This is a genomic window from Pseudorhodoplanes sp. (assembly GCF_059499825.1).
The window spans coordinates 423,427-445,473 of record NZ_JCABZI010000010.1 but is presented as its reverse complement, the minus strand read 5'-3'; the positions used below and the strand labels follow the sequence as shown (position 1 = coordinate 445,473).

Annotated in this window: 20 protein-coding genes; 12 read left to right on the top strand and 8 right to left on the bottom strand. The window is 64.7% G+C overall.

Going from position 1 to position 22,047, the window contains the following annotated elements; genetic code table 11:
- Positions 1-21: 21 nt before the first annotated feature.
- From mltG to fabD, 5 genes are all read right to left on the bottom strand, one after another.
- Positions 22-1,296, bottom strand: a complete 1,275-nt coding sequence (mltG, locus tag AC5I5I_RS15850) for an endolytic transglycosylase MltG (RefSeq protein ID WP_495974709.1) — start codon at positions 1,294-1,296, stop codon at positions 22-24.
- A gap of 375 nt (positions 1,297-1,671) precedes the next feature.
- The gene (gene fabF / locus AC5I5I_RS15845; protein WP_495974707.1) at positions 1,672-2,931 is read right to left on the bottom strand and encodes a beta-ketoacyl-ACP synthase II; all 1,260 of its coding nucleotides are present in this window, start codon (positions 2,929-2,931) and stop codon (positions 1,672-1,674) included.
- Between the two features lie 112 nt (positions 2,932-3,043).
- On the bottom strand, positions 3,044-3,283 hold the full coding sequence (locus AC5I5I_RS15840) for an acyl carrier protein (RefSeq protein ID WP_086090566.1): 240 nt from the start codon (positions 3,281-3,283) through the stop codon (positions 3,044-3,046).
- Positions 3,284-3,566: 283 nt separating this feature from the next.
- Complete coding sequence (gene fabG, locus AC5I5I_RS15835) at positions 3,567-4,304, bottom strand: 3-oxoacyl-[acyl-carrier-protein] reductase (protein ID WP_495974704.1); 738 nt, start codon at positions 4,302-4,304, stop codon at positions 3,567-3,569.
- 61 nt (positions 4,305-4,365) lie between these two features.
- The gene (fabD, locus tag AC5I5I_RS15830; protein ID WP_495974702.1) at positions 4,366-5,313 is read right to left on the bottom strand and encodes an ACP S-malonyltransferase; all 948 of its coding nucleotides are present in this window, start codon (positions 5,311-5,313) and stop codon (positions 4,366-4,368) included.
- Positions 5,314-5,638: 325 nt separating this feature from the next.
- Between fabD and rpsF the strand changes: the two genes are divergently transcribed.
- The 4 genes from rpsF to rplI all read left to right on the top strand — a co-directional run bounded on the left by rpsF (position 5,639) and on the right by rplI (position 8,145).
- On the top strand, positions 5,639-6,136 hold the full coding sequence (gene rpsF, locus AC5I5I_RS15825; RefSeq protein WP_495974700.1) for a 30S ribosomal protein S6: 498 nt from the start codon (positions 5,639-5,641) through the stop codon (positions 6,134-6,136).
- A gap of 2 nt (positions 6,137-6,138) precedes the next feature.
- Entirely contained in the window at positions 6,139-6,387 is a 249-nt protein-coding gene (gene rpsR, locus AC5I5I_RS15820) for a 30S ribosomal protein S18 (protein WP_495974698.1), read from the top strand.
- A 154-nt stretch (positions 6,388-6,541) separates the two neighbouring features.
- The gene (locus AC5I5I_RS15815; RefSeq protein WP_495974795.1) at positions 6,542-7,489 is read left to right on the top strand and encodes a DUF2232 domain-containing protein; all 948 of its coding nucleotides are present in this window, start codon (positions 6,542-6,544) and stop codon (positions 7,487-7,489) included.
- A 35-nt stretch (positions 7,490-7,524) separates the two neighbouring features.
- Complete coding sequence (rplI, locus tag AC5I5I_RS15810) at positions 7,525-8,145, top strand: 50S ribosomal protein L9 (RefSeq protein ID WP_495974696.1); 621 nt, start codon at positions 7,525-7,527, stop codon at positions 8,143-8,145.
- Between the two features lie 52 nt (positions 8,146-8,197).
- Here the strand turns inward: rplI and AC5I5I_RS15805 are convergent, their stop codons facing one another.
- Complete coding sequence (locus AC5I5I_RS15805; RefSeq protein WP_495974694.1) at positions 8,198-8,851, bottom strand: hypothetical protein; 654 nt, start codon at positions 8,849-8,851, stop codon at positions 8,198-8,200.
- A gap of 234 nt (positions 8,852-9,085) precedes the next feature.
- Between AC5I5I_RS15805 and AC5I5I_RS15800 the strand changes: the two genes are divergently transcribed.
- The 3 genes from AC5I5I_RS15800 (at position 9,086) to alr (ending at position 13,346) form a co-directional block, all read left to right on the top strand.
- Positions 9,086-10,342: a cyclopropane fatty acid synthase gene (locus tag AC5I5I_RS15800; protein WP_495974692.1), complete on the top strand. Its 1,257-nt coding sequence runs from the start codon at positions 9,086-9,088 to the stop codon at positions 10,340-10,342.
- Between the two features lie 259 nt (positions 10,343-10,601).
- Entirely contained in the window at positions 10,602-12,104 is a 1,503-nt protein-coding gene (locus AC5I5I_RS15795; protein ID WP_495974690.1) for a replicative DNA helicase, read from the top strand.
- 78 nt (positions 12,105-12,182) lie between these two features.
- A complete protein-coding gene (gene alr / locus AC5I5I_RS15790; RefSeq protein ID WP_495974688.1) occupies positions 12,183-13,346 on the top strand; it encodes an alanine racemase in 1,164 nt (387 codons plus the stop codon).
- 61 nt (positions 13,347-13,407) lie between these two features.
- Here alr and AC5I5I_RS15785 read toward each other — a convergent pair whose 3' ends face one another.
- Positions 13,408-14,601, bottom strand: coding sequence for a multidrug effflux MFS transporter (locus AC5I5I_RS15785; protein ID WP_495974686.1), 1,194 nt, complete (start codon positions 14,599-14,601; stop codon positions 13,408-13,410).
- A 139-nt stretch (positions 14,602-14,740) separates the two neighbouring features.
- On the opposite strand from AC5I5I_RS15785, the gene radA reads away from it, so the two are divergent.
- The 3 genes from radA to AC5I5I_RS15770 all read left to right on the top strand — a co-directional run bounded on the left by radA (position 14,741) and on the right by AC5I5I_RS15770 (position 18,101).
- A complete protein-coding gene (radA, locus tag AC5I5I_RS15780) occupies positions 14,741-16,144 on the top strand; it encodes a DNA repair protein RadA (RefSeq protein WP_495974684.1) in 1,404 nt (467 codons plus the stop codon).
- 103 nt (positions 16,145-16,247) lie between these two features.
- Positions 16,248-17,237: a Bug family tripartite tricarboxylate transporter substrate binding protein gene (locus tag AC5I5I_RS15775; RefSeq protein ID WP_495974682.1), complete on the top strand. Its 990-nt coding sequence runs from the start codon at positions 16,248-16,250 to the stop codon at positions 17,235-17,237.
- A gap of 9 nt (positions 17,238-17,246) precedes the next feature.
- Positions 17,247-18,101 (top strand): MBL fold metallo-hydrolase, encoded by an 855-nt coding sequence (locus AC5I5I_RS15770; RefSeq protein WP_495974680.1) that lies wholly within the window; start codon positions 17,247-17,249, stop codon positions 18,099-18,101.
- A 153-nt stretch (positions 18,102-18,254) separates the two neighbouring features.
- On the opposite strand, the gene AC5I5I_RS15765 is transcribed toward AC5I5I_RS15770, so the two are convergent.
- A complete protein-coding gene (locus tag AC5I5I_RS15765) occupies positions 18,255-19,601 on the bottom strand; it encodes a serpin family protein (RefSeq protein ID WP_495974678.1) in 1,347 nt (448 codons plus the stop codon).
- A 232-nt stretch (positions 19,602-19,833) separates the two neighbouring features.
- Between AC5I5I_RS15765 and AC5I5I_RS15760 the strand changes: the two genes are divergently transcribed.
- Together AC5I5I_RS15760 and purF are read left to right on the top strand one after the other, a co-directional pair.
- Positions 19,834-20,502 (top strand): CvpA family protein, encoded by a 669-nt coding sequence (locus AC5I5I_RS15760; protein WP_495974676.1) that lies wholly within the window; start codon positions 19,834-19,836, stop codon positions 20,500-20,502.
- Positions 20,503-20,529: 27 nt separating this feature from the next.
- Positions 20,530-22,023: an amidophosphoribosyltransferase gene (gene purF, locus AC5I5I_RS15755; RefSeq protein ID WP_495974674.1), complete on the top strand. Its 1,494-nt coding sequence runs from the start codon at positions 20,530-20,532 to the stop codon at positions 22,021-22,023.
- Positions 22,024-22,047: the final 24 nt, after the last annotated feature.

Below are 22,047 nucleotides of genomic sequence, written 5' to 3'. Positions count from 1 at the left end.
ACAAGGCCGGGCGCGGCCGCGCTATTGCGTCCGCGGAGTGTTGGGGACAGGCGCGGCCTGCCCGCGCTGCGCAGCCCCTTGTTGGGGATTTCGTTGCGGCTGCGCGGTGGGACCCGGCCGAGGTGAAGGCGGAGCCGCCGCCGGACGTTGGGCGGCCGGCGCGTTTGTCGGCGCCGGGCTCTGCGCGGCAGGATTCGCAGCCGCCCCGGAGGCCTCGCGCGCATCCCTTTCGATACCACGCAATTTTGCGACGTGCTTCTGGTGCTGGTCGTAGGTCTCCGAAAACGCGTGCCCGCCGGTGCCGTCGGCGACGAAGAACAATTCCCGCGTCCGCGCCGGGTTGGCGGCAGCCTCAATCGAGGCGCGTCCCGGGTTGGCGATCGGTCCGGGCGGGAGCCCCTCGATCACATAGGTGTTGTAGGGCGTCGGCTGAGTAATTTCGCTCTTGAGAATGCCCCGGCCAAGCGATCCCTTGCCGCCGACCAGACCGTAAATAATGGTCGGATCGGATTGCAGCTTCATCTTGCTCTTCAGCCGGTTGACGAAGACCGCCGCGACGCGGGTGCGTTCTTCCGACTTTCCGGTTTCCTTCTCGATGATCGAGGCAAGCACCAGCAGTTGTTCGGGGCTGTTGACGGGCAAATCGGACGCGCGGCGGTCCCAAGCTTCCTTCAGCACGCGCGCCTGGGCCGCCTGCATCCGTTTGATGATGTCGTCGCGCGCAGTCCCGCGCGTGAAGCGATACCCGTCGGGCAGCAACGAACCTTCACGCGGTACTTCGCGGACATTGCCGATGAGCTTGTCGTTCTCCAGAAGACGCGCAACGATCTGCTCCGAGGTCAGCCCCTCGGCGACGGTGAACTGGTGTTGCACCACCTTGCCTTCGATAAGGGTCTCGGCGACGTCGCGCGGGCTCGCGCCCTTCGCGAACTGATATTCGCCGAACTTGAGATCGGCGCCGCGCGCCTTCATTGCCGCGGCGCCGGCGATGAAGATCCAGGGATCGCGGATCACGCCTTCGCGGGCCAGAATCTCTCCGATGTCACGAATTCCCGCCCCGCGCGGAATGTTGACCAGCTTTTCTTCGGTCAGCGGTCCCGGCTCCTGGAACCGCAGGTTGCCCCAATAGGCCGCAGCTCCGAGGACGACCGCGAGCAGCAGCACGAAGGTGAAGATCGCATTGCCGACAATGACGATCGGATGACGCGCGCGGCGCGAACGCGATTTCGGAGTTGCAAGCCGCTCCGGCTCGAGGGCGGCGCGGGCTGAACGCGGGGCTGGCCTGTTCTCATCCATCGCAGTCGACGTCCGGAATTGTGGTGAGGTGCGTCCGACGAAGTCTATCGGGACCGGCGCGGCCGTCTGAAACATTGCAGACGCTGGCACCGAGGACCGATCCTGTTCCGCGAAAGCCAGTCAGCAACGTATCACTATTCGGCGGCGGTGGCGGGTGTCCAGACACGGGGCATGCATTTCCCTAGCTTATCGGCGATTCGTTATACCCGCGGTATGGCGTTGCTGTGGCACGGCAAAGCGGCCCGCCATAGTGAAAAAACTCCATAGCGTCATGAAGGCGGCGAGGTGCCGCATGTCCGCGGCGGGGCATGCGGGCACGTTAGCCTCTGCCCGCTTTTCGGCCGACAATGCCGGGAAGGCCCGCAACCAGGCGGTTCAATCGACCGCGCGCATCACCAGCGATGCATTTGTGCCGCCGAAGCCGAACGAGTTGGACAGCGCAACCTTGATCTCGCGCTTGCGGGGCTGATGCGGAACCAGGTCAATCGGCGTTTCCACCGCCGGATTGTCCAGGTTGATCGTCGGCGGCGCGATCTGATCGCGGATCGCAAGGATCGAGAATATCGCTTCCACAGCGCCGGCGGCTCCGAGCAGATGGCCGATCGACGACTTGGTGGACGACATCGAAATCTTGGCGCCGGCATTGCCGACGACCCGCTCGACCGCGGCAAGCTCGATCCCATCCGCCATGGTCGAGGTGCCATGCGCGTTGATGTAGTCGATGTCGCCCGGCGAAATGCCCGCGCGCTTGATCGCCGCGCTCATGCAGCGGAATGCGCCTTCGCCATCGGGAGACGGCGCGGTGATGTGAAAGGCGTCGCCGGACATTCCATAGCCGATCAGCTCGGCATAGATCCTGGCGCCGCGCCGTTTGGCATGTTCGTATTCCTCGAGCACGAGCGCGCCGGCGCCCTCGCCCATCACGAAGCCGTCGCGGTCACGGTCATAGGGACGCGAGGCGCGTGTTGGCGTGTCGTTGAAGGATGTCGACAGCGCGCGGCAGGCGGCAAAGCCCGCGAGCGACAGCCGGTCCACCGGAGATTCCGCGCCGCCGGCGACCATCACATCGGCGTCGCCCAGCGCGATCATGCGCCCCGCATCGCCGATCGCATGCGAGCCGGTGGAGCATGCCGTGACCACCGCAGAATTCGGGCCTTTAAGGCCGAACTCGATCGACACATAGCCGGAGGCGAGATTGATGATGCGGCCGGGAATGAAGAATGGCGACAGCTTGCGCGGCCCGCGCTCCTTGACCAGGATCGCGCCCTCGGCGATGCCGCCGACACCGCCGATGCCTGAGCCGATCATCACCCCAGTCGCGAATTGCTCGTCCGGCGTCGACGGCTTCCAGCCGGCATCGTCGAGCGCCTGCCGTGCAGCGCTCAGCGCGTACATGATGAAAGGGTCGACCTTGCGCTGCTCCTTCGGCTCCATCCACTGATCGGGATTGAAGGTGCCGTCGGAGCCGTCGCCTCGCGGGACCATGCAGGCAATCCTGCACGGAAGGTCAGACGTTTCGAATGTGTCGATCTGGCGAGCCCCACTGCGGCCTTCGAGGATACGCTGCCACGAGACGTCGACGCCGCAACCAAGCGGCGTCACCATTCCCATGCCTGTGACAACGACACGCCTCATGATCCGGCTCCTGCCGCGTCCGCTCTGCCCCGTCCCGGCTTGGTGAGACTTCGGCCGCTTCGGCGCACGGTCCTCATCGGACGGCGCCGCAGGACATTCGGACGGACCGCGATCAGCTCTTGGCGTTCTTTTCGAGGAACTTCACCGCGTCGCCGACGGTGAGGATCGTCTCGGCCGCGTCGTCGGGAATTTCGCAGCCGAATTCCTCTTCGAACGCCATCACGAGTTCGACCGTGTCGAGGGAGTCGGCCCCGAGATCGTCGATGAAGCTGGCCTGCTCGGTGACCTTGTCCGGCTCGACGCCGAGGTGCTCCACCACGATCTTCTTCACTCGCTCGGAGATGTCACTCATCTGTTCGAACCTTTGCTTCCAATGATGGGCTCAATCGGCGGCGCGATCGAAGGTGTCGTGGCACGACCCCTTGACCGGATCAAGCGGCTTGATCATCTCAAGCGCGAGGCCCCCCATGGCCATTCCCTAAACCAAGATGACGGCGGCGTGTATTGGGTCGCAGACTTTGCGTCAAGCCCACACCCGGAAGCTGCCCCCAACCCCGGCCCAAACGGGCTACCATACTTCAAATGCCAAGGCCAGCAGGCCCCGGCCGCGGCGAAAATCCTGTGCGTAGCGCCACTTAGATCATCGCCATTCCACCATTCACGTGCAGGGTCTGGCCGGTGACATAGGACGCTTCGTCCGACGCCAGATAGACCACCGCAGCCGCGATATCGTCCGGCGTTCCGAGCCGGCCGGACGGCACCATTTGCAGGATCGACTCGCGCTGCTTCTCGTTCAGCTTGTCGGTCATCGGCGTGGCGATAAAGCCGGGCGCGACGCAATTGGCGGTGACGCCGCGCCTCGCATATTCCTTGCCGATCGATTTCATCATGCCGATCATGCCGGCCTTGGCGGCGGTGTAATTACCCTGGCCCGGATTGCCGGTGACGCCCACAACCGAGGTGATGCCGACGATCCGCCCGAACCGGCGGCGCATCATGGTCTTGATCGCCGCGCGCGACAGCCGGAAGGTCGCGGTCAGGTTGACGTTGATGACGGTGTCCCAGTCTTCGTCGCGCAACTGCACGAAAAGATTGTCGCGGGTGATGCCGGCATTGGCGACCAGGATATCGAGCTTGCCCATCGCCTCTTCGGCCTGCGGCACCAGCGCCTCGACCTGGTCCTTGTCGGAAAGATCGCACGGCAGCACCTGCACGCGCTCTTTCATCTCGCCCGCGATCTGATCGAGGACCTCCCTGCGGGTGCCTGAGATGGCGACCGTCGCGCCCTGTTTGTGCAGCGCGCGCGCAACCGCGCCGCCGATTCCGCCGGTCGCGCCAGTCACCAGAGCGGTCTTCCCGGTCAGGTCGAACATTGTGAACCTCTCGTCTTTCGTTGTCGCATGCCCGATTCGAAAATCGGCGCTCACTGATCGTTCAGCTCCGACGCGCGGCCTTGAACGCTTCCACATCGTCCGGCGTTCCGATGGCGGAACCGGTGGCCCCGGAAGCGATCCGCTTCAACAATCCGGTCAGCACCTTGCCGGCGCCGACTTCGTAGAACTGCGTGACTCCGGATGCGGCCATCGCCTCCACGCATTCGCGCCAGCGCACCGTGCCGGTCACCTGCTCGACCAGCCGGCGCTTGATCTCTGCCGGATCGTCGATCGGTGCGGCAAGCACATTGGCCACCACCGGCACCACCGGCTTCTTCACCTCGATGCTGGCCAGCGCCTCGGCCATGGCGTCCGCGGCCGGCTGCATCAGCGCGCAATGGAACGGAGCGGAGACCGGCAGCAGCATCGCGCGCTTGGCGCCCTTGGCCTTGGCGATCTCGATCGCGCGCTCGACCGCCGCCTTGTTGCCCGACACCACGACCTGCCCGCCGCCATTGTCGTTGGCGGTCTGGCAGACCTGGCCTTGCGCCGCTTCGGCGGCCGCAGCCGTCGCCTCCTCGAAAGACAGTCCCAGCAGGGCCGCCATCGCCCCCTCGCCGACCGGAACCGCCTTCTGCATGGCATTGCCGCGGATCCGCAGCAGCCGGGCCGCATCACCGATGGTGAAGGCGCCGGCAGCGGCAAGCGCGGAATATTCGCCAAGCGAATGACCGGCGACAAATGCGGCGTCACGGCCCAGATCGAGCCCGGCCTCGGTCTCCAGCACCCGCATGGCCGCGAGCGACACCGCCATCAGCGCCGGCTGCGCATTCTCGGTCAGCGTCAGCCGCTCGGCCGGCCCTTCCCAGATCACCGCCGACAGCTTTTCGTTCAGCGCGGCATCGACCTCGTCGAACACGGCGCGTGCCGCCGGAAACCCGTCCGCCAGCGCCTTTCCCATACCGACAGCCTGGCTGCCCTGCCCCGGAAATACGAATGCCGCTGCCACGAAAAGCTCCCTCCGCGGGCCCGCCCGCCCGAAATCCGGGCCGAAAGACAATGCAAGGACAGGCAAGTCAAGCGTGGGCGGGGACAGCCGCCTTGCCATCCGGCCCAAAACCCCTATAACCCCCGCTTCCGCTCGTCCCGGCCGGGGGCTGAACGGACGGCCGCGCGCCCCCCTGGGAGCCTGCGGCAGGACCAGTCGGTCCGTCGTCCCGTGTCCCCGCCAACCAGAGCATCGAGCTTTCCGAAGGTCGTCCCCTCAAGGTCCGCACCTTTTCGAAGTCTCGTTTGGGCTTTGCGCCGGACAGCGCCAACAGAAGGAAGGCATGATGCCGTTATACGAGCACGTATTTCTCGCGCGTCAGGACGCGAGCAGCCAGCAGGTCGACGACCTCACCAACCAGTTCAAGGCGATCGTCGAAGGCGCCGGCGGCAAGGTTGCGAAGACCGAGTATTGGGGCGTGAAGTCCCTGTCCTATCGCATGAACAAGAACCGCAAGGCGCATTTCACGCTGATGAATCTCGAAGCGCCGCCGGCGGCGATCGCAGAGATCGAGCGGCAGGAACGCCTGTCGGAAGAAGTGCTGCGCTACATCACCATCCGCGTCGACGAACACGAGGAAGGCCCGTCGGCGATGATGCGCAAGGTCGAGCGCGATGATCGTGAACGCGACGGCCGCGGCTTCGGCGGTGGCTTTGGTGGCGGCTTCGGCGGTGGTGGCGGAGGCGGTGGACGCTTCGGCGATCGTGACCGTGGCCCGCGCCGTGACCGCGACGATCGCGCCCCGCGCGACGCCAGCGAAACTCCTGCTGCGACGGAGCAATAATCATGTCGATGCAAAATTCCGGCGGTGGACGCCGCCCCTTCTTCCGTCGTCGCAAGACCTGCCCGTTCACCGGCGCCAACGCGCCGAAGATCGACTACAAGGACGTGAAGCTGTTGCAGCGTTACGTCTCCGAGCGCGGCAAGATCGTGCCGAGCCGCATCACTGCGGTGTCGGCCAAGAAGCAGCGCGAACTCGCCCAGGCGATCAAGCGCGCGCGCTTCCTCGGCCTGCTGCCTTACGTGATCAAGTAAGTCTTTGAAGACTGGCACTCGTTCCCGCTCAAATAGGAACGACGCCAAGCGATGAACGAGGCGGCCGGAGCGATCCGGGCGCCGATGGTTGGGGCAAGCCGAACTCACGACGAGTGACTTGCCTCTAACCGCTGAACAAGCGGGACAGCTCGTGATGGTACCGACAGCCTTGATGGGTCTTGGAGCGGGTGCGGCGTCAGCATTGCTGATGGCGACCATGGCTTCGCGCTCGCCGCTGTCGCTCCTGCTGGTGCTGCTCGCGCCGCTGCCGGTGATGATTGCGGCGCTCGGCTGGTCGCACTGGACCGCGCTGGTCGCCGTGGCCATGGCCGCAGCAGCGCTGGCTTTGGCCTTCGGCGAACCGCTCTGGATTCCGATCTATCTGGTCGGCGCGGGTCTTCCGGCCTGGTGGCTCGGCTACCTCGCCTTGCTCGCGCGCGGCAACGAAGACGGCAGCGTCGAATGGTACCCGGCTGGCCGGCTCGTCGTCTGGTGCACAATTGTCGCCTCGGTGATCGTTGCGATCGTGATGTGGAATGTCCGCATCGACGAGCAGCAATTCGAGGCCGCGCTCAAGCTCACGCTCGATCGCATGGCGAAGGAATACGGAAGCGCCGCGCCCGATTTCACCAAGATCGACGTCAAGCGTGCCGGCGAATTGATCATGAGCTTCGTGCCGCCGCTCTCTGCGGCCATGATCACCATGGCCTATGCGCTGAACCTCTACATCGCGGGCCGCGTCGCGATGGTGTCCGGCCGCCTGAAACGGCCATGGCCCGACCTGCCCGCTTTGCGCTTCCCGAAACACACCCCCACCGCTTTTGCGATCGCACTGCTTGTCTGGTTCATGCCGGGTGCGATCGGCATGATCGGCGGCATCGTCTCCGGCGCGCTCATCATCGCCTACGCCCTGCTGGGCCTCGCGATCCTGCACGATGTCACGCGATCGCTTGGTGACCGCGTTTTCATCCTGTCCGCAATCTACCTGATCCTGATGGTTTTCTGGCCCGCCAGCGTGCTGCTCGCGGTCTTCGGCGTCGCCGATTCCATCTTCGATTTCCGGAAGTCCGCCCCCGGCGGCACGCCCCCGGCCGTCATCTGAGTAACAACCGAAAAACCCTTGAAGGAGTGACTGACATGGAAGTGATCCTGCTCGAACGCGTCGCAAAGCTTGGCCAGATGGGCGAGACGGTGCGCGTGAAGGACGGCTTCGCCCGCAATTTCCTGTTGCCCAAAGGCAAGGCCCTGCGCGCCACCAAGGCCAACAAGGAACGCTTCGAAGGCATGCGCAAGGAGCTGGAGACCCAGAATCTGGCTAACCGCGGCGAGGCCCAGAAGATCGCCGACAAGCTCGACGGCCAGACCTTCACCGCGATCCGCCAGGCTTCCGAAGGCGGTCAGCTTTACGGCTCGGTCTCGGCCCGCGACGTTGCCGAGCTCGTCACCGAGGGCGGCTTCTCGGTTGCGCGCAGTCAGGTCGCGCTCAATGCCCCGATCAAGATGATCGGCCAGCACAAGGTCGAGATCTCGCTGCATCCGGAGGTCGAGGTCAAGGTCACGATCATCGTCGCGCGTAATCCCGAGGAAGCCGAGCGGATCAAGCGCGGTGAGGACGTGACGGTGCGGCGCGAGGATGCCGAAGTCGAGCGCGAACAGGCATTGGTTGCGGCACAGTCCTTTTTCGATCCGGAGGCGCTCGACGCCGAAGAGGAAAGCGCCGACGAGGGCGCGGAGACGGAAGCCGGCCAGAAGGCCTGAGTCGCCGGTTCGAACGAATCATGCCCGGCATTCCGCCGGGCATGAAGGATATTCAGAGCGGGATCTGGGGCGCGGCCGGCTTTTCCTCGACCGGCGCAGGGCTGGCCGGGGCGCTGGCGTCCGCGGCGGCATCGGCGGCGGCCTCGACAGCCGGCTCCGCTGAAGCGGCAGCCGCCGCAGGGGCCGGCGACGGTTGCGTACGGGCGGGGGCGGCGGCGGCCGCCGGCGGTTTGCGCTTGCTGGCAGGTTCACGCTCGGGAGGCCGCGCGGCTTCCTGCGGCTTGCGGTCCTCATCCGGCGGACGCCGGCCCACAGGAGCCTGCGGCCGCTCCACTGCGGCCGGCCGCGATGGCGCCGCAGCCGGACCACCCCGCGCAGCAAGAAAATTCGCGAGCGCGCCGGCGTGCTGCATGCTGGACGTGTAATGCTGCCGCAGGAAGTTGGCGAGTTCGCGTTCCCGCATGCCCTTCGCCAGTCCGACAGCGCTTTGATGGCAGACCGCGCAGCCGGCATTGAATAATTCGGCCGGCGACTTGCCTTCGTTCAGATCGACGGGCTCGCTCTGGTGTCCAGTCGGCGGCAGGGCCGGTCCCTGAGCCGCAGGGCGCACTGGCGCTCCGCGCTGCTGGGCGACGGCGCCAGGCGCCATGGCCACCACCAGCAGCGCAGCAAATCCAATCAGCCAGCCCCTCTGTCGCAACATCATGCTCCCGCCGCCGCCGGCCGTACACCAGCCATGCCACCCACGCACAGACTGAACCCGAACAGGGAATACCGGGCGCTTAATAGGGGAATGTGGCCCATTTTCGAAGCGGATGCCCTGCGCGGCGAACAGTTATCACCGCATTGCGAGAGCGGCCAGACTTTGGTCTAATCGAAAGGTTCCCGGGGATATAGCCGGTCGAAAGGACGGCTTCGTCAACATGGATGGAGGCGGCCGATGGAACGGTTGCTTCAAATTGCTCTGACACGGTTCCTGCGCACCGGCAACCTGCGCCTGTCTGTCCGCGGCGGAAAATCGTTACAGTTCGGCGATGGCACGGGAAAGCTAATCGCGCTGCGGTTCGAGAGCCCCCGTACGCTGACCAAGATCTTTCTCGATCCGGAATTGCGGCTCGGCGAAGCCTATATGGACGGCGGTTTCGTGCTGGAGGATGGCACTATCGCCGACCTGCTCTCGCTGCTGATGTCGCAAACGCCGCACTCAGCCACCCCCTATTTCGTGCGGCCCCAGGCCGCCCTGCGTTACAGCCGCCGGCGGCTGAAGCAGTTCAACCATCGCCGGCGCGCGAGGCAGAATGTCGCGCATCACTACGACCTCGACGGCCGGCTCTATTCGCTGTTCCTCGACGCCGACCGGCAATACAGCTGCGCCTATTTCGAGACCCCCAACCAGCCGCTCGACGATGCGCAGCTCGCCAAGAAGCGGCACCTCGCTGCGAAACTCCTGATCGAGGACGGCCACCGGGTGCTCGATATCGGGTCCGGCTGGGGTGGGCTTGGCCTCTACCTCGCCGAACATTGCGGCGCCAGGGTCACCGGCGTGACCTTGTCGCAGGAGCAGCTCAAGCTCGCGCAGGGCCGCGCCGCCGAAGCGCGGCTGGCGGATCTGGTTGAGTTTCGTTTACAGGATTATCGCGACCTGTCCGAGCGCTTCGACCGAATCGTCTCGGTCGGCATGTTCGAGCATGTCGGCATCGGACATTATCGTACCTTCTTCAATCAGTGCGCGAAGCTGCTCTCGGATGACGGAATCATGGTGCTGCACTCGATCGGGCGGTCGGAGGGCCCGAACGTCACCAATCCCTGGATCGACAAATATATATTTCCCGGCGGCTATATCCCGGCCTTGTCGGAGGTCCTGCCCGCGATCGAGCGAGCCGGGCTGATCGTGAGCGACATCGAAATTCTGCGCCTGCATTACGCCGAGACCCTCAGGCACTGGCGGGAACGGTTCATGGCCCGCGCCGAGGAAGCCAGGCGGCTCTACGACGACCGCTTCGTCAGGATGTGGGAATTCTACCTGGCCGCCTCCGAGATGGCGTTCCGCCATCAGGGGTTGACGGTGTTCCAGATCCAGCTCGGAAAACGCATCGATGCAGTTCCGATCACCCGCAACTATATCGAGCGCGAGGAAGAACGCCTGCGTGGGCGCGAGCGAAAGAGTCTGCCGCCCCTGCGCATGGCCGGCGAATGACGGTATGCCGCTGCGCAGTCCCGACCGCCCCGTCAAGAGATTTTGACTCCGACGCGCCGCCGCAGGTGAGTTATGGGGACATCCGCAATTGCCGCAGACGCGCCGCAAGCACGGTGCTACAGCAATGCCGTCGGGGTTCGCTGCAATCTCGGAGGTGCCGCGTATAGTAGAGCAGTGCATAAGCGTGTGTTCGTTGCGATGCGTGCCGAAATTTGGGCCGACTAAAAAGACTCACTGATAACAAACCCTTGCTGGACCGATGGCACCTTTGGATTCGACCGCGCGCCGACTGGCCACGGATCAGACACCGCTCTATCGCGCCGCCCCGCACAATCTCGAGGCCGAGCAGGCTTTGCTGGGCGCGATCCTCGTCAACAACGAAGCGTTTTATCGCGTCTCGGACTTTCTGGAGGCGCGGCACTTCTACGAGCCGGTCCATCAGAAAATCTACGACCTGTCGTCGCAACTGGTGCGCGCCGGAAAGGTCGCAAGCCCGGTTACGCTGAAGACGTTCCTGCCGGGTGACGTCGATATCGGTGGGCTCACCGTCAGCCAGTATCTCGCACGCCTCGCCGCCGAAGCGACCACGGTCATCAACGCACAGGATTACGGACGCACGATCTACGATCTGTCGGTGCGGCGCGCGCTGATCGTGATCGGCGAGGACATGGTCAACGAGGCCTATGACGCGCCCGTCGACTTCGAGCCCGCCAAGCAGATCGAGGAGGCCGAACGCCGGCTCTACGAAGTCGCCGAAAGCGGCCGCTACGAGGGTGGCTTCCAGGCCTTTTCACAGGCGCTGACCACCGCCGTCGACATGGCCGCGAAGGCCTATCAGCGTGACGGGAAATTGTCGGGCATCGCCACCGGGATGAATGACCTCGACGCCAAGATGGGCGGCCTGCAGCATTCCGACCTGATCATCGTCGCCGGCCGTCCCGGCATGGGCAAGACCGCGCTCGCGACCAACATCGCCTATAACGTCGCCAAGGCCTGGCAGGGCGAGGTGCGGCCGGACGGCCATATCACCACCGTCAATGGCGGCATCGTCGGCTTCTTCTCGCTGGAAATGTCGGCCGAACAGCTCGCCACCCGTATCATCGCCGAGCGCACCGGCATTCCGTCCAGCACGATCCGGCGCGGCGGCATCAGCGAGCAGGATTTCGAGGTCATCCGCGACGTCTCGCTCGAATTGCAAAACATGAAGTTTTTCGTCGACGAGACCGGCGGCCTGTCGATCGCGCAACTGGTCGCTCGCGCACGCCGGCTGAAGCGCCAGCGCGGCCTCGACCTGCTGGTGATCGACTACATCCAGCTGCTGCAGGGCTCGGGCAAGCGCGGACAGGAAAATCGTGTCCAGGAAATCACCGAGATCACCACCAGCCTGAAGGCCCTCGCCAAAGAGCTGAGCGTGCCGGTGATCGCGCTTTCGCAATTGTCGCGACAGGTCGAAAGCCGCGACGACAAGCGGCCGCAACTGTCGGACCTGCGTGAATCCGGCTCGATCGAACAGGACGCCGACGTCGTGCTGTTCGTCTACCGCGAGGAATATTATCTGCAGAACAAGGAGCCACGGCCGGGCACCGAAGAGCACGCCAAGTGGATGGTCGAAATGCAGATGATGCACGGTAAGGCCGAGGTGATCATCGGCAAGCAGCGCCACGGCCCGACCGGAACCGTACAACTGCAATTCGACGGCAGCGTCACCCGCTTCAGCGATCTCGCGCCGGAGGACCGGCTGCCCGATCGTATCGGGGACTGATTGCCATAATTTTGCTTTCGCGGGCGTGCTGGCTTATTGACCTCAGCCAGATTCCACAACTTGCGGCAGAACGACCCGATGCTGTCACCGACGCCCGCGTCCCAGCTGTCCGACCCGGTCATCACTGCGGGACCGCCCGCCGATGAGGCCGGCGGCATCCTGACCGTCGACCTGTCGGCGCTCGCGGCAAACTACAAGACGCTGCGATCGACCGCGGTGCCGGCTGAATGTGCGGCGGTGGTGAAGGCCGACGGCTACGGGCTGGGCCTCGAGCCCGTCGCGAAGCAGCTTGTGGACGTAGGCTGTCACACCTTTTTCGTCGCCGATCTGGCCGAGGGCAAACGGCTGCGCAAGGCCGCGCCGCGGGCAACCATCTACATTCTCAACGGATTGCCGCAGGGCACCGGGCAGGTCTTCGCCGACCATAATCTCCGTCCCGTCATCGGCTCGACCGCGGAACTTGCCGAGTGGGATGCCTTCTCCGGCAATGCCCGGTGGGAGGGCGGATTCGCGCTCCATGTCGATACCGGCATGAACCGGCTTGGCATATCGGTGGAGGAAGCCGCGGCGATCGCGCCGCGCATCAACACCGAACACCACGGCATCAAGCTCATCATGAGCCACTTCGTGGCGGCGCAATTCGTCGAGAGCCAGCGCAATGCCGAGCAGATGCTGGCCTTCCGCAATGTGCGCGCGCTGTTCCGCGGCATCCCGGCCTCGATCGCGAATTCGTCCGGGATTTTCCTGGGCGGCTCCGCGCATCTCGACCTGGTGCGGCCAGGCGCGGCGCTGTACGGCGTCAATCCGACACCCGGCAAATCCAATCCGATGAAGCCGGTGGTCGACCTGAAGGTCCGAATCGTCAAGCTGCGCGATATCGGCTTCGGCGAGACCGTGGGCTATGACGCGACCTGGACCGCGCGCAGGCCCTCGCGCATTGCGATCGTAACCATGGGCTATGCCGACGGCTTCTCGCGCGGCCAAAGCGGCAGCGACCAGAAGGCCGGCGGTAGCTTGCTCGTCAATGGGAAGCCCTGCCCGATCGTCGGCCGCATCTCGATGGATCTGATCGCACTCGACGTCACGGACCTGCCGGCCGGTAGCGTCAAGCGCGGCGATTTCGCAAGCGTCATCGGCGAGAGGCGCGACGTCGACGCTGTCGGCGAGATGCTGGGCACCATCGGCTACGAGGTGCTGACCGGCCTCGGACGGCGCTATGCGCGCGTCTACAAGGGCGGGTGAATAGTCCCGCTTCTTGGTTTCGAGCCGGCGAACCTGTGCCGCGTTCTTATCCGGCATCCTTTCAGGCTGGATGTTTCGGGAAAGCCAGCAGCGAAAGCAAGGTTGCAACAAGCCCGCACACGAAAATGCAGAGCGCCAGCGGCAATGTGGAACCGTCCGAGAGCGCGCCCATGGCCGCACTCGACACGGCGCCGGCTCCGAACTGAAAGGCGCCCATCAGCGCCGCGGCGGTTCCCGCAATCGCACCCACCGATTCCATGGCCAGCATGCCGGTGAGCGGCATGAGGAATCCAAGCATCGTGATAATGACGAACAGGGCCGCTGCCGACGGAATCAGCGATGCGATCCCTGCCACGCTCATTCCAAGCAGCAGCAGCGCAGACATGAGGTAGACCGCGAGCGCGATGCGAACGACATGCTCGGCGCGGACCTTTCGCGCCGCGAACGCACTCGCGCGCGCACCCGCCATCATGCCGAAAGCATTCAGCGCGAAGGCGACACTGTATGCGAAGGGCGATAGTCCGAAGGTTTCGATAAAGAGCGGCGCGGACGCCGACAGATAAGCAAAGAAACCGGCCTGCGCGATGCTGACGACGAGGACGAAAGGGATATAGCGCCTGTTGACCAGGAGCGATGCGTAGTTTCGCAACGTGGACGCCGGATGGGCATTCTGGCGCAATTCGACAGACCGGGTTTCCGGCAGATGGCGCGACACGAACACCATCAGGATCGCGGCCAATGCGCCCTGCACAAGGAAGATGACCTGCCAGGAGGCAATCGCAATGATCGCGCTGCCGAACAGCGGCGCGACGATCGGGGTGACGCCGAGCACCATGACGACGAGCGATAGCAGATGGCTCGCCTTCAAGCCGGTGTAGAGGTCGCGGACGATCGCGAAGGCCATGACCATGCCGACGGACCCGCCCAGGCCCTGAACGAACCGCAGCATGGTGAACTCGCGCGCGTTGGCAGCGAAGCTGCACCCCAAAGAGGCAGCCACGAATACCGTCAGGCCGAAGTAAAGCAGCGGCTTGCGGCCGTACCTGTCGGCCAGCGGTCCGTAGAAAAGCTGTCCGAGCATCAGTCCCGCAAAAAACGCCATCAGGCTGAACTGGATCGCACCTTCGTCGGAGCCGAGACCGCGGGCGATGACCGGCAGCGCCGGGAGATACATGTCGATTGCCAGAGGCGGAATCGCGCTCAGGGAGCCCAGAATGAAAACGAGACTGGGCGACGTCCGATCGGAGACAGTCATGGCAATTCGAAGCCTATTTACATTACCGGCGCTACGGTGGTGGGCCGCTTCCTGTGATGGACTGCGCGGCCGCGGTCAAATCGTTCTGTCCCGGCTGTCCGGTTGACATGCGCGGGCCCTGCCGCCACCGATAGTCCTCATGAGTCGCAAGGGCCTCTCCTTCATCTGCCAGAATTGCGGCGCGGCCTATTCGCGCTGGCAGGGCAAGTGCGAGTCCTGCGGCGAGTGGAATACCATCGCCGAGGAATCCGCCGAGGCTCCCGTCGGCAAGGCCGGCGCACGGCTGTCCGGCCGCGGACGCGCCTTCCAACTGCAGCCGCTGTCAGGCGCGAGCGATGACGCACCGCGGCTTGCGACCGGCATTGGCGAGTTTGACCGTGTCACTGGCGGCGGGCTCGTGCGCGGTTCGGTCCTGCTCGTTGGCGGCGATCCGGGCATCGGCAAATCCACCCTTTTGGTTCAGGTCGCAGCCGCGATGGCGCGCCTCAAGCACCGCTCGGTCTATATTTCGGGCGAAGAGGCGGTGGCGCAGGTGCGGCTGCGCGCGGAGCGGCTGGCGCTGTCCGATGCCGCGGTCGAACTCGCCTCGGAGACGTCGGTCGAGGACATCATCGCGACGCTGTCGCAGGGCGAATTGCCCCGCCTGGTGGTGATCGACTCGATCCAGACCATGTGGACCAACAGCGTCGAATCCGCGCCAGGCTCGGTGACGCAGGTGCGCGCCTCCGCGCAGATGCTGATCCGTTTTGCCAAGCGCTCGGGCGCCTGCGTGATCCTGGTCGGGCACGTCACCAAGGACGGCCAGATCGCCGGCCCCCGCGTGGTCGAGCACATGGTCGATGCGGTGATGTCGTTCGAGGGCGAAGGCTCGCACCAATTTCGCATCCTGCGCGCGGTGAAGAATCGTTTCGGCCCGACCGATGAGATCGGCGTGTTCGAGATGACGGGTCTGGGTCTTCGCGAAGTGCAGAACCCGTCCGAGTTATTTCTCTCAGAACGCGACCTCGGCTCGCCCGGCACCGCGGTGTTCGCGGGCATCGAGGGGACGCGTCCGGTGTTGGTCGAAATCCAGGCGCTGGTCGCACCGACATCGCTCGGCACCCCGCGCCGCGCAGTGGTCGGCTGGGATCCGAGCCGCCTCTCCATGGTGATCGCGGTGCTGGAAGCGCATTGCGGCGTCCGACTCGGCACCCACGACGTCTATCTCAACGTCGCCGGCGGACTTCGCATCAACGAACCCGCCGCCGATCTCGCTGCAGCTGCGGCGCTGGTATCGTCGCTCGCGGGCGCTCCCCTGCCCGCCGATGCGGTCTATTTCGGCGAAGTCTCGCTGTCTGGCGCGTTGCGTCCGGTGGCGCAGGGCCCGGCGCGGATGAAGGAAGCCGCCAAGCTCGGCTTCCAACGCGCCTTCCTGCCCGATCCCGGCCGCGCCGATGCCCCGGCCGATGCGGGGCTTGCGCTCAGCACCCACGGCAACCTTGCGTCGCTGGTCGCCGACATCGCCGCGCGCGGCAACGGCAATCGCCTGAAGCGCGAGGCCTGACGTAAAACTAGCCTCAGTCCGCCGGGGCTGCACCCCGTTGCGGCTTTACTTACGGATCATCGCCTTTCATTGTTATTTGCGAATTGCAACCATGGAGCAAGCGATGATCCGCTTCCGCCGCGCCCGGCTTCTCGCCCCGCTGACTCTCGCACTGTCGCTCGGGATCGCACACGTCACGGCTGCGCAAGCGCAGGAGCCACTGAAAATCGTGATTGGCTTTCCGGCTGGCTCAGGCCTTGATGTGCTGACGCGGCTTATCGCCGAACAGGTGCGCGTCGACACCGGCATGCCCATCGTTGTCGACAATCGCCCCGGCGGCGGTGGGCGCATTGCCGCCGAATATGTCGCCAAGGCGGAGCCCGACGGCAAGACCATCCTGTCGGCACCGATCGTCACCACCGCGTTCACACCCTTCGTCTACAAGAAGCTGAATTTCGATCCGATGAAGGATCTCGCGCCGATCACCCGGCTCGGCAATTTCCAGTTTGCACTCGCGACCAACAACGATGTTCCGGCGAAATCGGTGAAGGATTTCATCGCCTGGGTGCGCGCCAATCCGGGCAAGGTGAATTACGGCTCGCTGTCGGCCGGTACGCCCTCGCATTTCCTCGGTGAGATGTTCAACCGCGCCACTGGCACCGACATGCAGCATATCCCCTACAAGGGCTCGGCACCCGTGAATATCGACCTGCAGGCCGGACAGATCCAGGCGACCTTCAACACCACCGTCGCGACCATGGAGTTGTTCAAGGGCGGCAAGATCAACCTGCTCGCCGTCACCGGCAGTGCGCGTTCTCCCTCGCTGCCGGACGTGCCGACCTTCAAGGAACTGAACCTCAATCTCGGCCCGATGGAAGATGCCGAACTCTGGTACGGCTTCCTCGCGCCGGGCAAAACGCCGGCGCCGCTGATCGCAAAGCTTAACGCGCAGATCGTGGCGGCGCTGAAAAATCCGCAGATCCGGGAGAAGATCACCAATCTCGACATTCAGGTCGTGACCGATACCCCCGAGGAATTCGCAAAAGTCATCGCCAACGATTACAAGCTCTGGGGCGAGATCATCAAATCGACCGGCTTCTCACTCGACCAATAGCGTTCGCACATGTTCAAGGTGGTGTTGCTCGGGACCGGTGGTCCACGTCCCGATCCGAGGCGTAACGCAACCACGACGCTGATCCGCCTCGGCGAGGAGAATATTCTCTTCGATGCCGGCCGCGGCGTGGTGCTCCAGGCGGTGAAGGCCGGCGTGCCGCTCGACACGCTGGGTCCGGTCTTCATCACGCATCATCATTACGACCACATCGGCGATCTTTACGACGTGATGCTCGCGACCTGGATGCACGGCCGCAAAGGCCCGCTCCACATTTATGGTCCACCGGATACGCTGCGCATCTCCGACGCCATGCTCACGCAGGTGTTCGACAAGGACTGGCAATGGCGCTCGATGGGCGAGCCGACCTTCGGCGGCTGGAAGCCGGTGATCGCCGAGGACGTGAGCACCGGGCTCGTCCTCGACACCGGGCGCTGGCGCGTCAGCGCCGATCTGGTCGAGCACGGCAACGGACTCGGATTCCCTGAAGCGTTCCTGCGGCGCTGGACCTGCTACGGCTACCGCTTCGAGGCCCGAGGCAAGGTGATAGCGATTTCGGGAGACACGGTCGATTGTGCGGGCCTCCGGCGCATCGCGCAGGGCGCCGACGTGCTGGTGCAGTGCTGCTACATGGCCACGGCCGAAATCAAGAACGAGCATTTCCGGCGCGTGGCGCAATACACGCTGGCTGCGGGCGACAGCGTCGGAAAGGTCGCTGCCGCTGCGGGCGTGAAGACGCTCGTTCTCACGCATCATCTGCCGCGCAAGGACGAGAGCGCGTTGCAGCTTCTCGCCGAGGAAGTCGCGCGCGACTTTTCCGGCAGGATCGTGATCGGCGAGGATCTGACGGAGATCGAGGTGGCGTGAAGCGGAGCCGCTGTCTCTGAATCGTCACCATGGTGGAGGCCGCGCATAGGCGGCCCTCGAAGGGCAACGGTCAGGACGCGACGACAAAGGAAGCGCCGCGTCGGCCGTCCATCCTTCGTGGCTCGCTTCGCTCGCGCCTCAGGATGACGGCGCTTACTTCCGCGGATCGCTGACCCGCCCCACGAACAGGACCGCGCCGGTCTTGTCGTCGGCAATCAGGAACATGAACGGCCGGTCGACCGTAAACCGCTCCTGCTGCTGGGTGGGCGCCATGGTGCGGGTGGTGACAACGACGGCCGTCGCGGCCGCGGCTTCGGTCCCCGCCTCCGCCACCTCGATCACAGCGCGATGCGCGATCTGGTCGATGGTCGATTGCGCCTTGTCGCGCGGCAGCCCGGTCAGGCCGGACAGATCGGAGTGCGCCGGGTCGAACACCTTGCGCATGCCGAGCGCCTTGAAAGGCGGAATCAGTTCGGCGGAAAATTCAAACCTGAACTTCGGCAGCGACAGCACGACAGGCCGCGCCTGAGCCGCGCGCATCCCCTCCATCAGGGCGTCGAGCTTTGCTGCATCGAAGCCCGCGATCACCTTGTCGAGCCCGTCGATCTCGTCCGGCCGCAGCACGATCATCGACAGGCCGTCCTGCGCGTAAGGCAACCTTATCGCCTGGAAGCCGTCGCCTTTTTCGATGGCGAAGGCGGCGCTCTGCAGCATGGTCGGCACATCGACCTTTTCGGTCGCGGTCAGGTGGAAGTCCCGGTCACGCGTCGCGGTCTTCGCAAAAGCATGCGCCCAGGGCGCGTTGAAATAGACCGCGTTCAGCAGCACATGGGAATCGTTCGGACTGAGCTTGTCGAGGATGGTCGGGATCTTGCCCGCGGTCTTCTCCTTCACCCAGTCATTGACGGTGGCGAGGTCGGCGCCCGGAAAAGTCTCGGCTGCGAATTTTGTCCGGATCGCCTCGCGAAAAGCGTCAGCGACGGTCGCTGACGGATTGACCAGCATCAGCGCATTGGCGATCCGCAGCGTGGCCTTGGGGTCTTTGGCATCCGTGACGCAAAGTGCCCCGTTGCGACTGGCATCGTGCGGACATGGCTGGCCTTCGTCCTTCGGCGCGGGTGCCTGGCACAGCCGCCCGTCGAGCTTGAATCCGTCCGGGCAGGATGGAGCGCCGGTTGCCAGCAAGGTTGCGAGCGCCTTCGCATTGGCGTCGCCGATGGACGGGCCCTCGAGCGTATGGCGCAGCACCTGGCGCATCTCCGCCTCGGTCTCGCCGCGCGCCCCCGCGAGCACCATGGCCATCGCCGTACCGATCGACAGCGGAGACATCACGACATTTCCCGGCGTGGCCGCCAGCGCCCGAAACAGGTCCTGACCCGACCGGTTGTAAGCCTGGGTGAGTGCGCGGACATCGCCTTGCGACGCCGCCGGCGCGGCCGTGAGTGCAAGCGACAATGCCGGCAACACCCCGATCCAGCCTGCCAAATGCCTGCCCGTCATCGCATCCTCCACCCGGTCCGGGGCGGAGCCCCGAGCCGCGATCATTGTGGCCGAACCGACCCGGCCGCGAAACCCTCGGGGCGTAAGCGAAATCACACACCGCCATTTCATCAGTGACGCGAAAACGCGCTGTGGTTCATGACGGAATCGGGGCAGAAAGACGGGTGACGTGGCTCAGGCGGGCGGCTATACAGGCGCGCCCGTCCGCCCCGGACCAGAAGCCTGCAAAACCATGCCGATCACGCTGCTCGACATCATCTTACTGTCCGTGATGCTGATCTCCGGGCTGCTCGCCATGATTCGCGGCTTCATGCGCGAAATCCTGTCGATCGCGGCGTGGATCGCGGCCGCCGGGGCGACGCTGTATTTCTACAAGCGGCTGATGCCGTTCGCGGAAAGCTATTTCAACAACCAGTATGTCGCCGCCGGCGTCGTCATCGGCGGCCTGTTTCTGGGCACCCTGCTGATCGTGTCGATCATCACTGTGCGGATTTCGGACATGATCCTGGACAGCCGAATCGGTGCGCTCGACCGGACGCTGGGTTTTCTGTTCGGGCTCGGCCGTGGACTGGTCATCGTGGTCGTCGCCTACCTGTTTTTCGACTGGCTGGTTCCGCAGAAGTCGCAACCGACATGGGTAACCGATGCAAAATCGCGGGTCATGCTGGCTGGCACCGGGGATTGGCTTAAGTCGATGTTGCCGGATGACCCTGAAAGCACCATCTTGAAGCGGCTGAAGCGTCCCAAGGATGGTGAAGGCGGCGAGGAACCGGCGGCGCCCGGACAGAAGTCCGATTCGACCGTTCCCGGGCCGGCCAGGAATTCCGGGGAAGGCTATGCCCGTACCGACCGTACGGACATGCGTCAGTTGATCGAAACGAGGGCCGCGCCCGCGCGTTAGCGGGAGATGAAGGGTTTGGACCGCGCGATGACAGTCTCAACGGATACCGGCCCTGCCCCAGACCGTTCCCTGGCCCTAGACATGAATGCCGACCGCCTGCGCGAGGAATGCGGCGTGTTCGGAATTTTCGGCCATCCCGACGCCGCTGCCATCACCGCGCTGGGACTGCACGCGCTCCAGCATCGCGGCCAGGAAGCCGCGGGTATCGTTTCCTTCGACGGCCACCGGTTCCATTCGGAGCGGCGGCTCGGGCTCGTCGGAGACCATTTCTCGAAGCGGGACGTGATCGACCGCCTGCCGGGCATGTCGGCCGTGGGCCATGTGCGCTACTCGACCACCGGTGAGACGCTGCTGCGCAACGTGCAGCCGCTTTTCGCCGAACTCGATCCGTTTGGCCTCGCCATCGGCCATAACGGCAACCTGACCAACGGACTGACGCTGCGCCGCGAACTCGTCCACGAGGGCGCGATCATGCAGTCGACCACCGACACCGAGGTGATCCTTCATCTGGTGGCACGTTCGCGCAAGGCCCGCTTCGTCGACCGTTTCATCGACGGCCTGCGGGCGCTGGAAGGCGCCTATTCGTTCGTCGGTCTCACCAACAAGAAGTTGGTCGGCGCCCGCGATCCACTCGGCATCCGGCCGCTGGTGCTGGGCACGCTCGATGGCTGCCCGATCCTCACCTCGGAGACGGTCGCGCTCGACATCATCGGCGCCAAGTATGTCCGCGACATCGAGAATGGCGAAGTCATCGTGTTCGACGACAGGGGCGCGCATTCGCACAAGCCGTTCCCGCCGACCGCGCCGCGCCCCTGTATCTTCGAATACATCTATTTCTCGCGGCCGGACTCCTTCATCGGTGGCCGGTCCGTCTATGAAGTGCGCAAGACCATGGGCGGCGAGCTGGCGCGCGAGGCGCCCACCGACGCCGACGTGATCGTGCCGGTCCCGGATTCCGGCGTGCCGGCCGCACTCGGCTATTCGCAGCAATCCGGCATCCCGTTCGATCTCGGCATCATCCGCAATCACTATGTCGGCCGTACCTTCATCGAGCCGACGCAGCAGATCCGTCAGCTCGGCGTGAGGCTGAAGCACAATGCGAACCGCGCGGTCGTGGCCGGCAAGCGCATCGTGCTGGTCGACGATTCGATCGTGCGCGGCACCACCTCGACCAAGATCGTTCAGATGATGCGCGATGCCGGCGCCATCGAAGTGCATTTCCGCATCGCCTCGCCGCCGATCACGCATCCGGACTATTACGGCATCGATACGCCGGACCGCGACAAGCTGCTCGCTGCCACCCACACGCTGGAAGAGATGCGTCAGTTCATCGGCGCGGATTCGCTCGCCTTCCTGTCGGTCGAAGGCATTTATCGCTCGATGGGCTACGAGAGCCGCGATCCACTGCGACCGCAATTCACCGACCATTGCTTCACCGGCGAATATCCGACGCCGCTGACCGACTTGAGTGCGGCGGCGCACACGCCGCGGCAATTGTCGCTGCTGGCCGAGGCCAGCTGACGCCCCGGCCGCACGAATTCGTGA

Coding starts and splice junctions, on each gene's coding strand:
- fabF (WP_495974707.1), bottom strand. CDS start 2,931: ATGAGGCGTGTCGTTGTCACAGGCATGGGAATGGTGACGCCGCTTGGT.
- radA (WP_495974684.1), top strand. CDS start 14,741: ATGAGTCGCAAGGGCCTCTCCTTCATCTGCCAGAATTGCGGCGCGGCC.
- AC5I5I_RS15800 (WP_495974692.1), top strand. CDS start 9,086: ATGGAACGGTTGCTTCAAATTGCTCTGACACGGTTCCTGCGCACCGGC.
- rpsR (WP_495974698.1), top strand. CDS start 6,139: ATGTCGATGCAAAATTCCGGCGGTGGACGCCGCCCCTTCTTCCGTCGT.
- alr (WP_495974688.1), top strand. CDS start 12,183: ATGCTGTCACCGACGCCCGCGTCCCAGCTGTCCGACCCGGTCATCACT.
- rpsF (WP_495974700.1), top strand. CDS start 5,639: ATGCCGTTATACGAGCACGTATTTCTCGCGCGTCAGGACGCGAGCAGC.
- purF (WP_495974674.1), top strand. CDS start 20,530: ATGACAGTCTCAACGGATACCGGCCCTGCCCCAGACCGTTCCCTGGCC.
- AC5I5I_RS15760 (WP_495974676.1), top strand. CDS start 19,834: ATGCCGATCACGCTGCTCGACATCATCTTACTGTCCGTGATGCTGATC.
- AC5I5I_RS15805 (WP_495974694.1), bottom strand. CDS start 8,851: ATGATGTTGCGACAGAGGGGCTGGCTGATTGGATTTGCTGCGCTGCTG.
- rplI (WP_495974696.1), top strand. CDS start 7,525: ATGGAAGTGATCCTGCTCGAACGCGTCGCAAAGCTTGGCCAGATGGGC.
- AC5I5I_RS15765 (WP_495974678.1), bottom strand. CDS start 19,601: ATGACGGGCAGGCATTTGGCAGGCTGGATCGGGGTGTTGCCGGCATTG.
- AC5I5I_RS15785 (WP_495974686.1), bottom strand. CDS start 14,601: ATGACTGTCTCCGATCGGACGTCGCCCAGTCTCGTTTTCATTCTGGGC.
- AC5I5I_RS15840 (WP_086090566.1), bottom strand. CDS start 3,283: ATGAGTGACATCTCCGAGCGAGTGAAGAAGATCGTGGTGGAGCACCTC.
- fabG (WP_495974704.1), bottom strand. CDS start 4,304: ATGTTCGACCTGACCGGGAAGACCGCTCTGGTGACTGGCGCGACCGGC.
- mltG (WP_495974709.1), bottom strand. CDS start 1,296: ATGGATGAGAACAGGCCAGCCCCGCGTTCAGCCCGCGCCGCCCTCGAG.
- AC5I5I_RS15775 (WP_495974682.1), top strand. CDS start 16,248: ATGATCCGCTTCCGCCGCGCCCGGCTTCTCGCCCCGCTGACTCTCGCA.
- AC5I5I_RS15795 (WP_495974690.1), top strand. CDS start 10,602: ATGGCACCTTTGGATTCGACCGCGCGCCGACTGGCCACGGATCAGACA.
- AC5I5I_RS15770 (WP_495974680.1), top strand. CDS start 17,247: ATGTTCAAGGTGGTGTTGCTCGGGACCGGTGGTCCACGTCCCGATCCG.
- AC5I5I_RS15815 (WP_495974795.1), top strand. CDS start 6,542: ATGGTACCGACAGCCTTGATGGGTCTTGGAGCGGGTGCGGCGTCAGCA.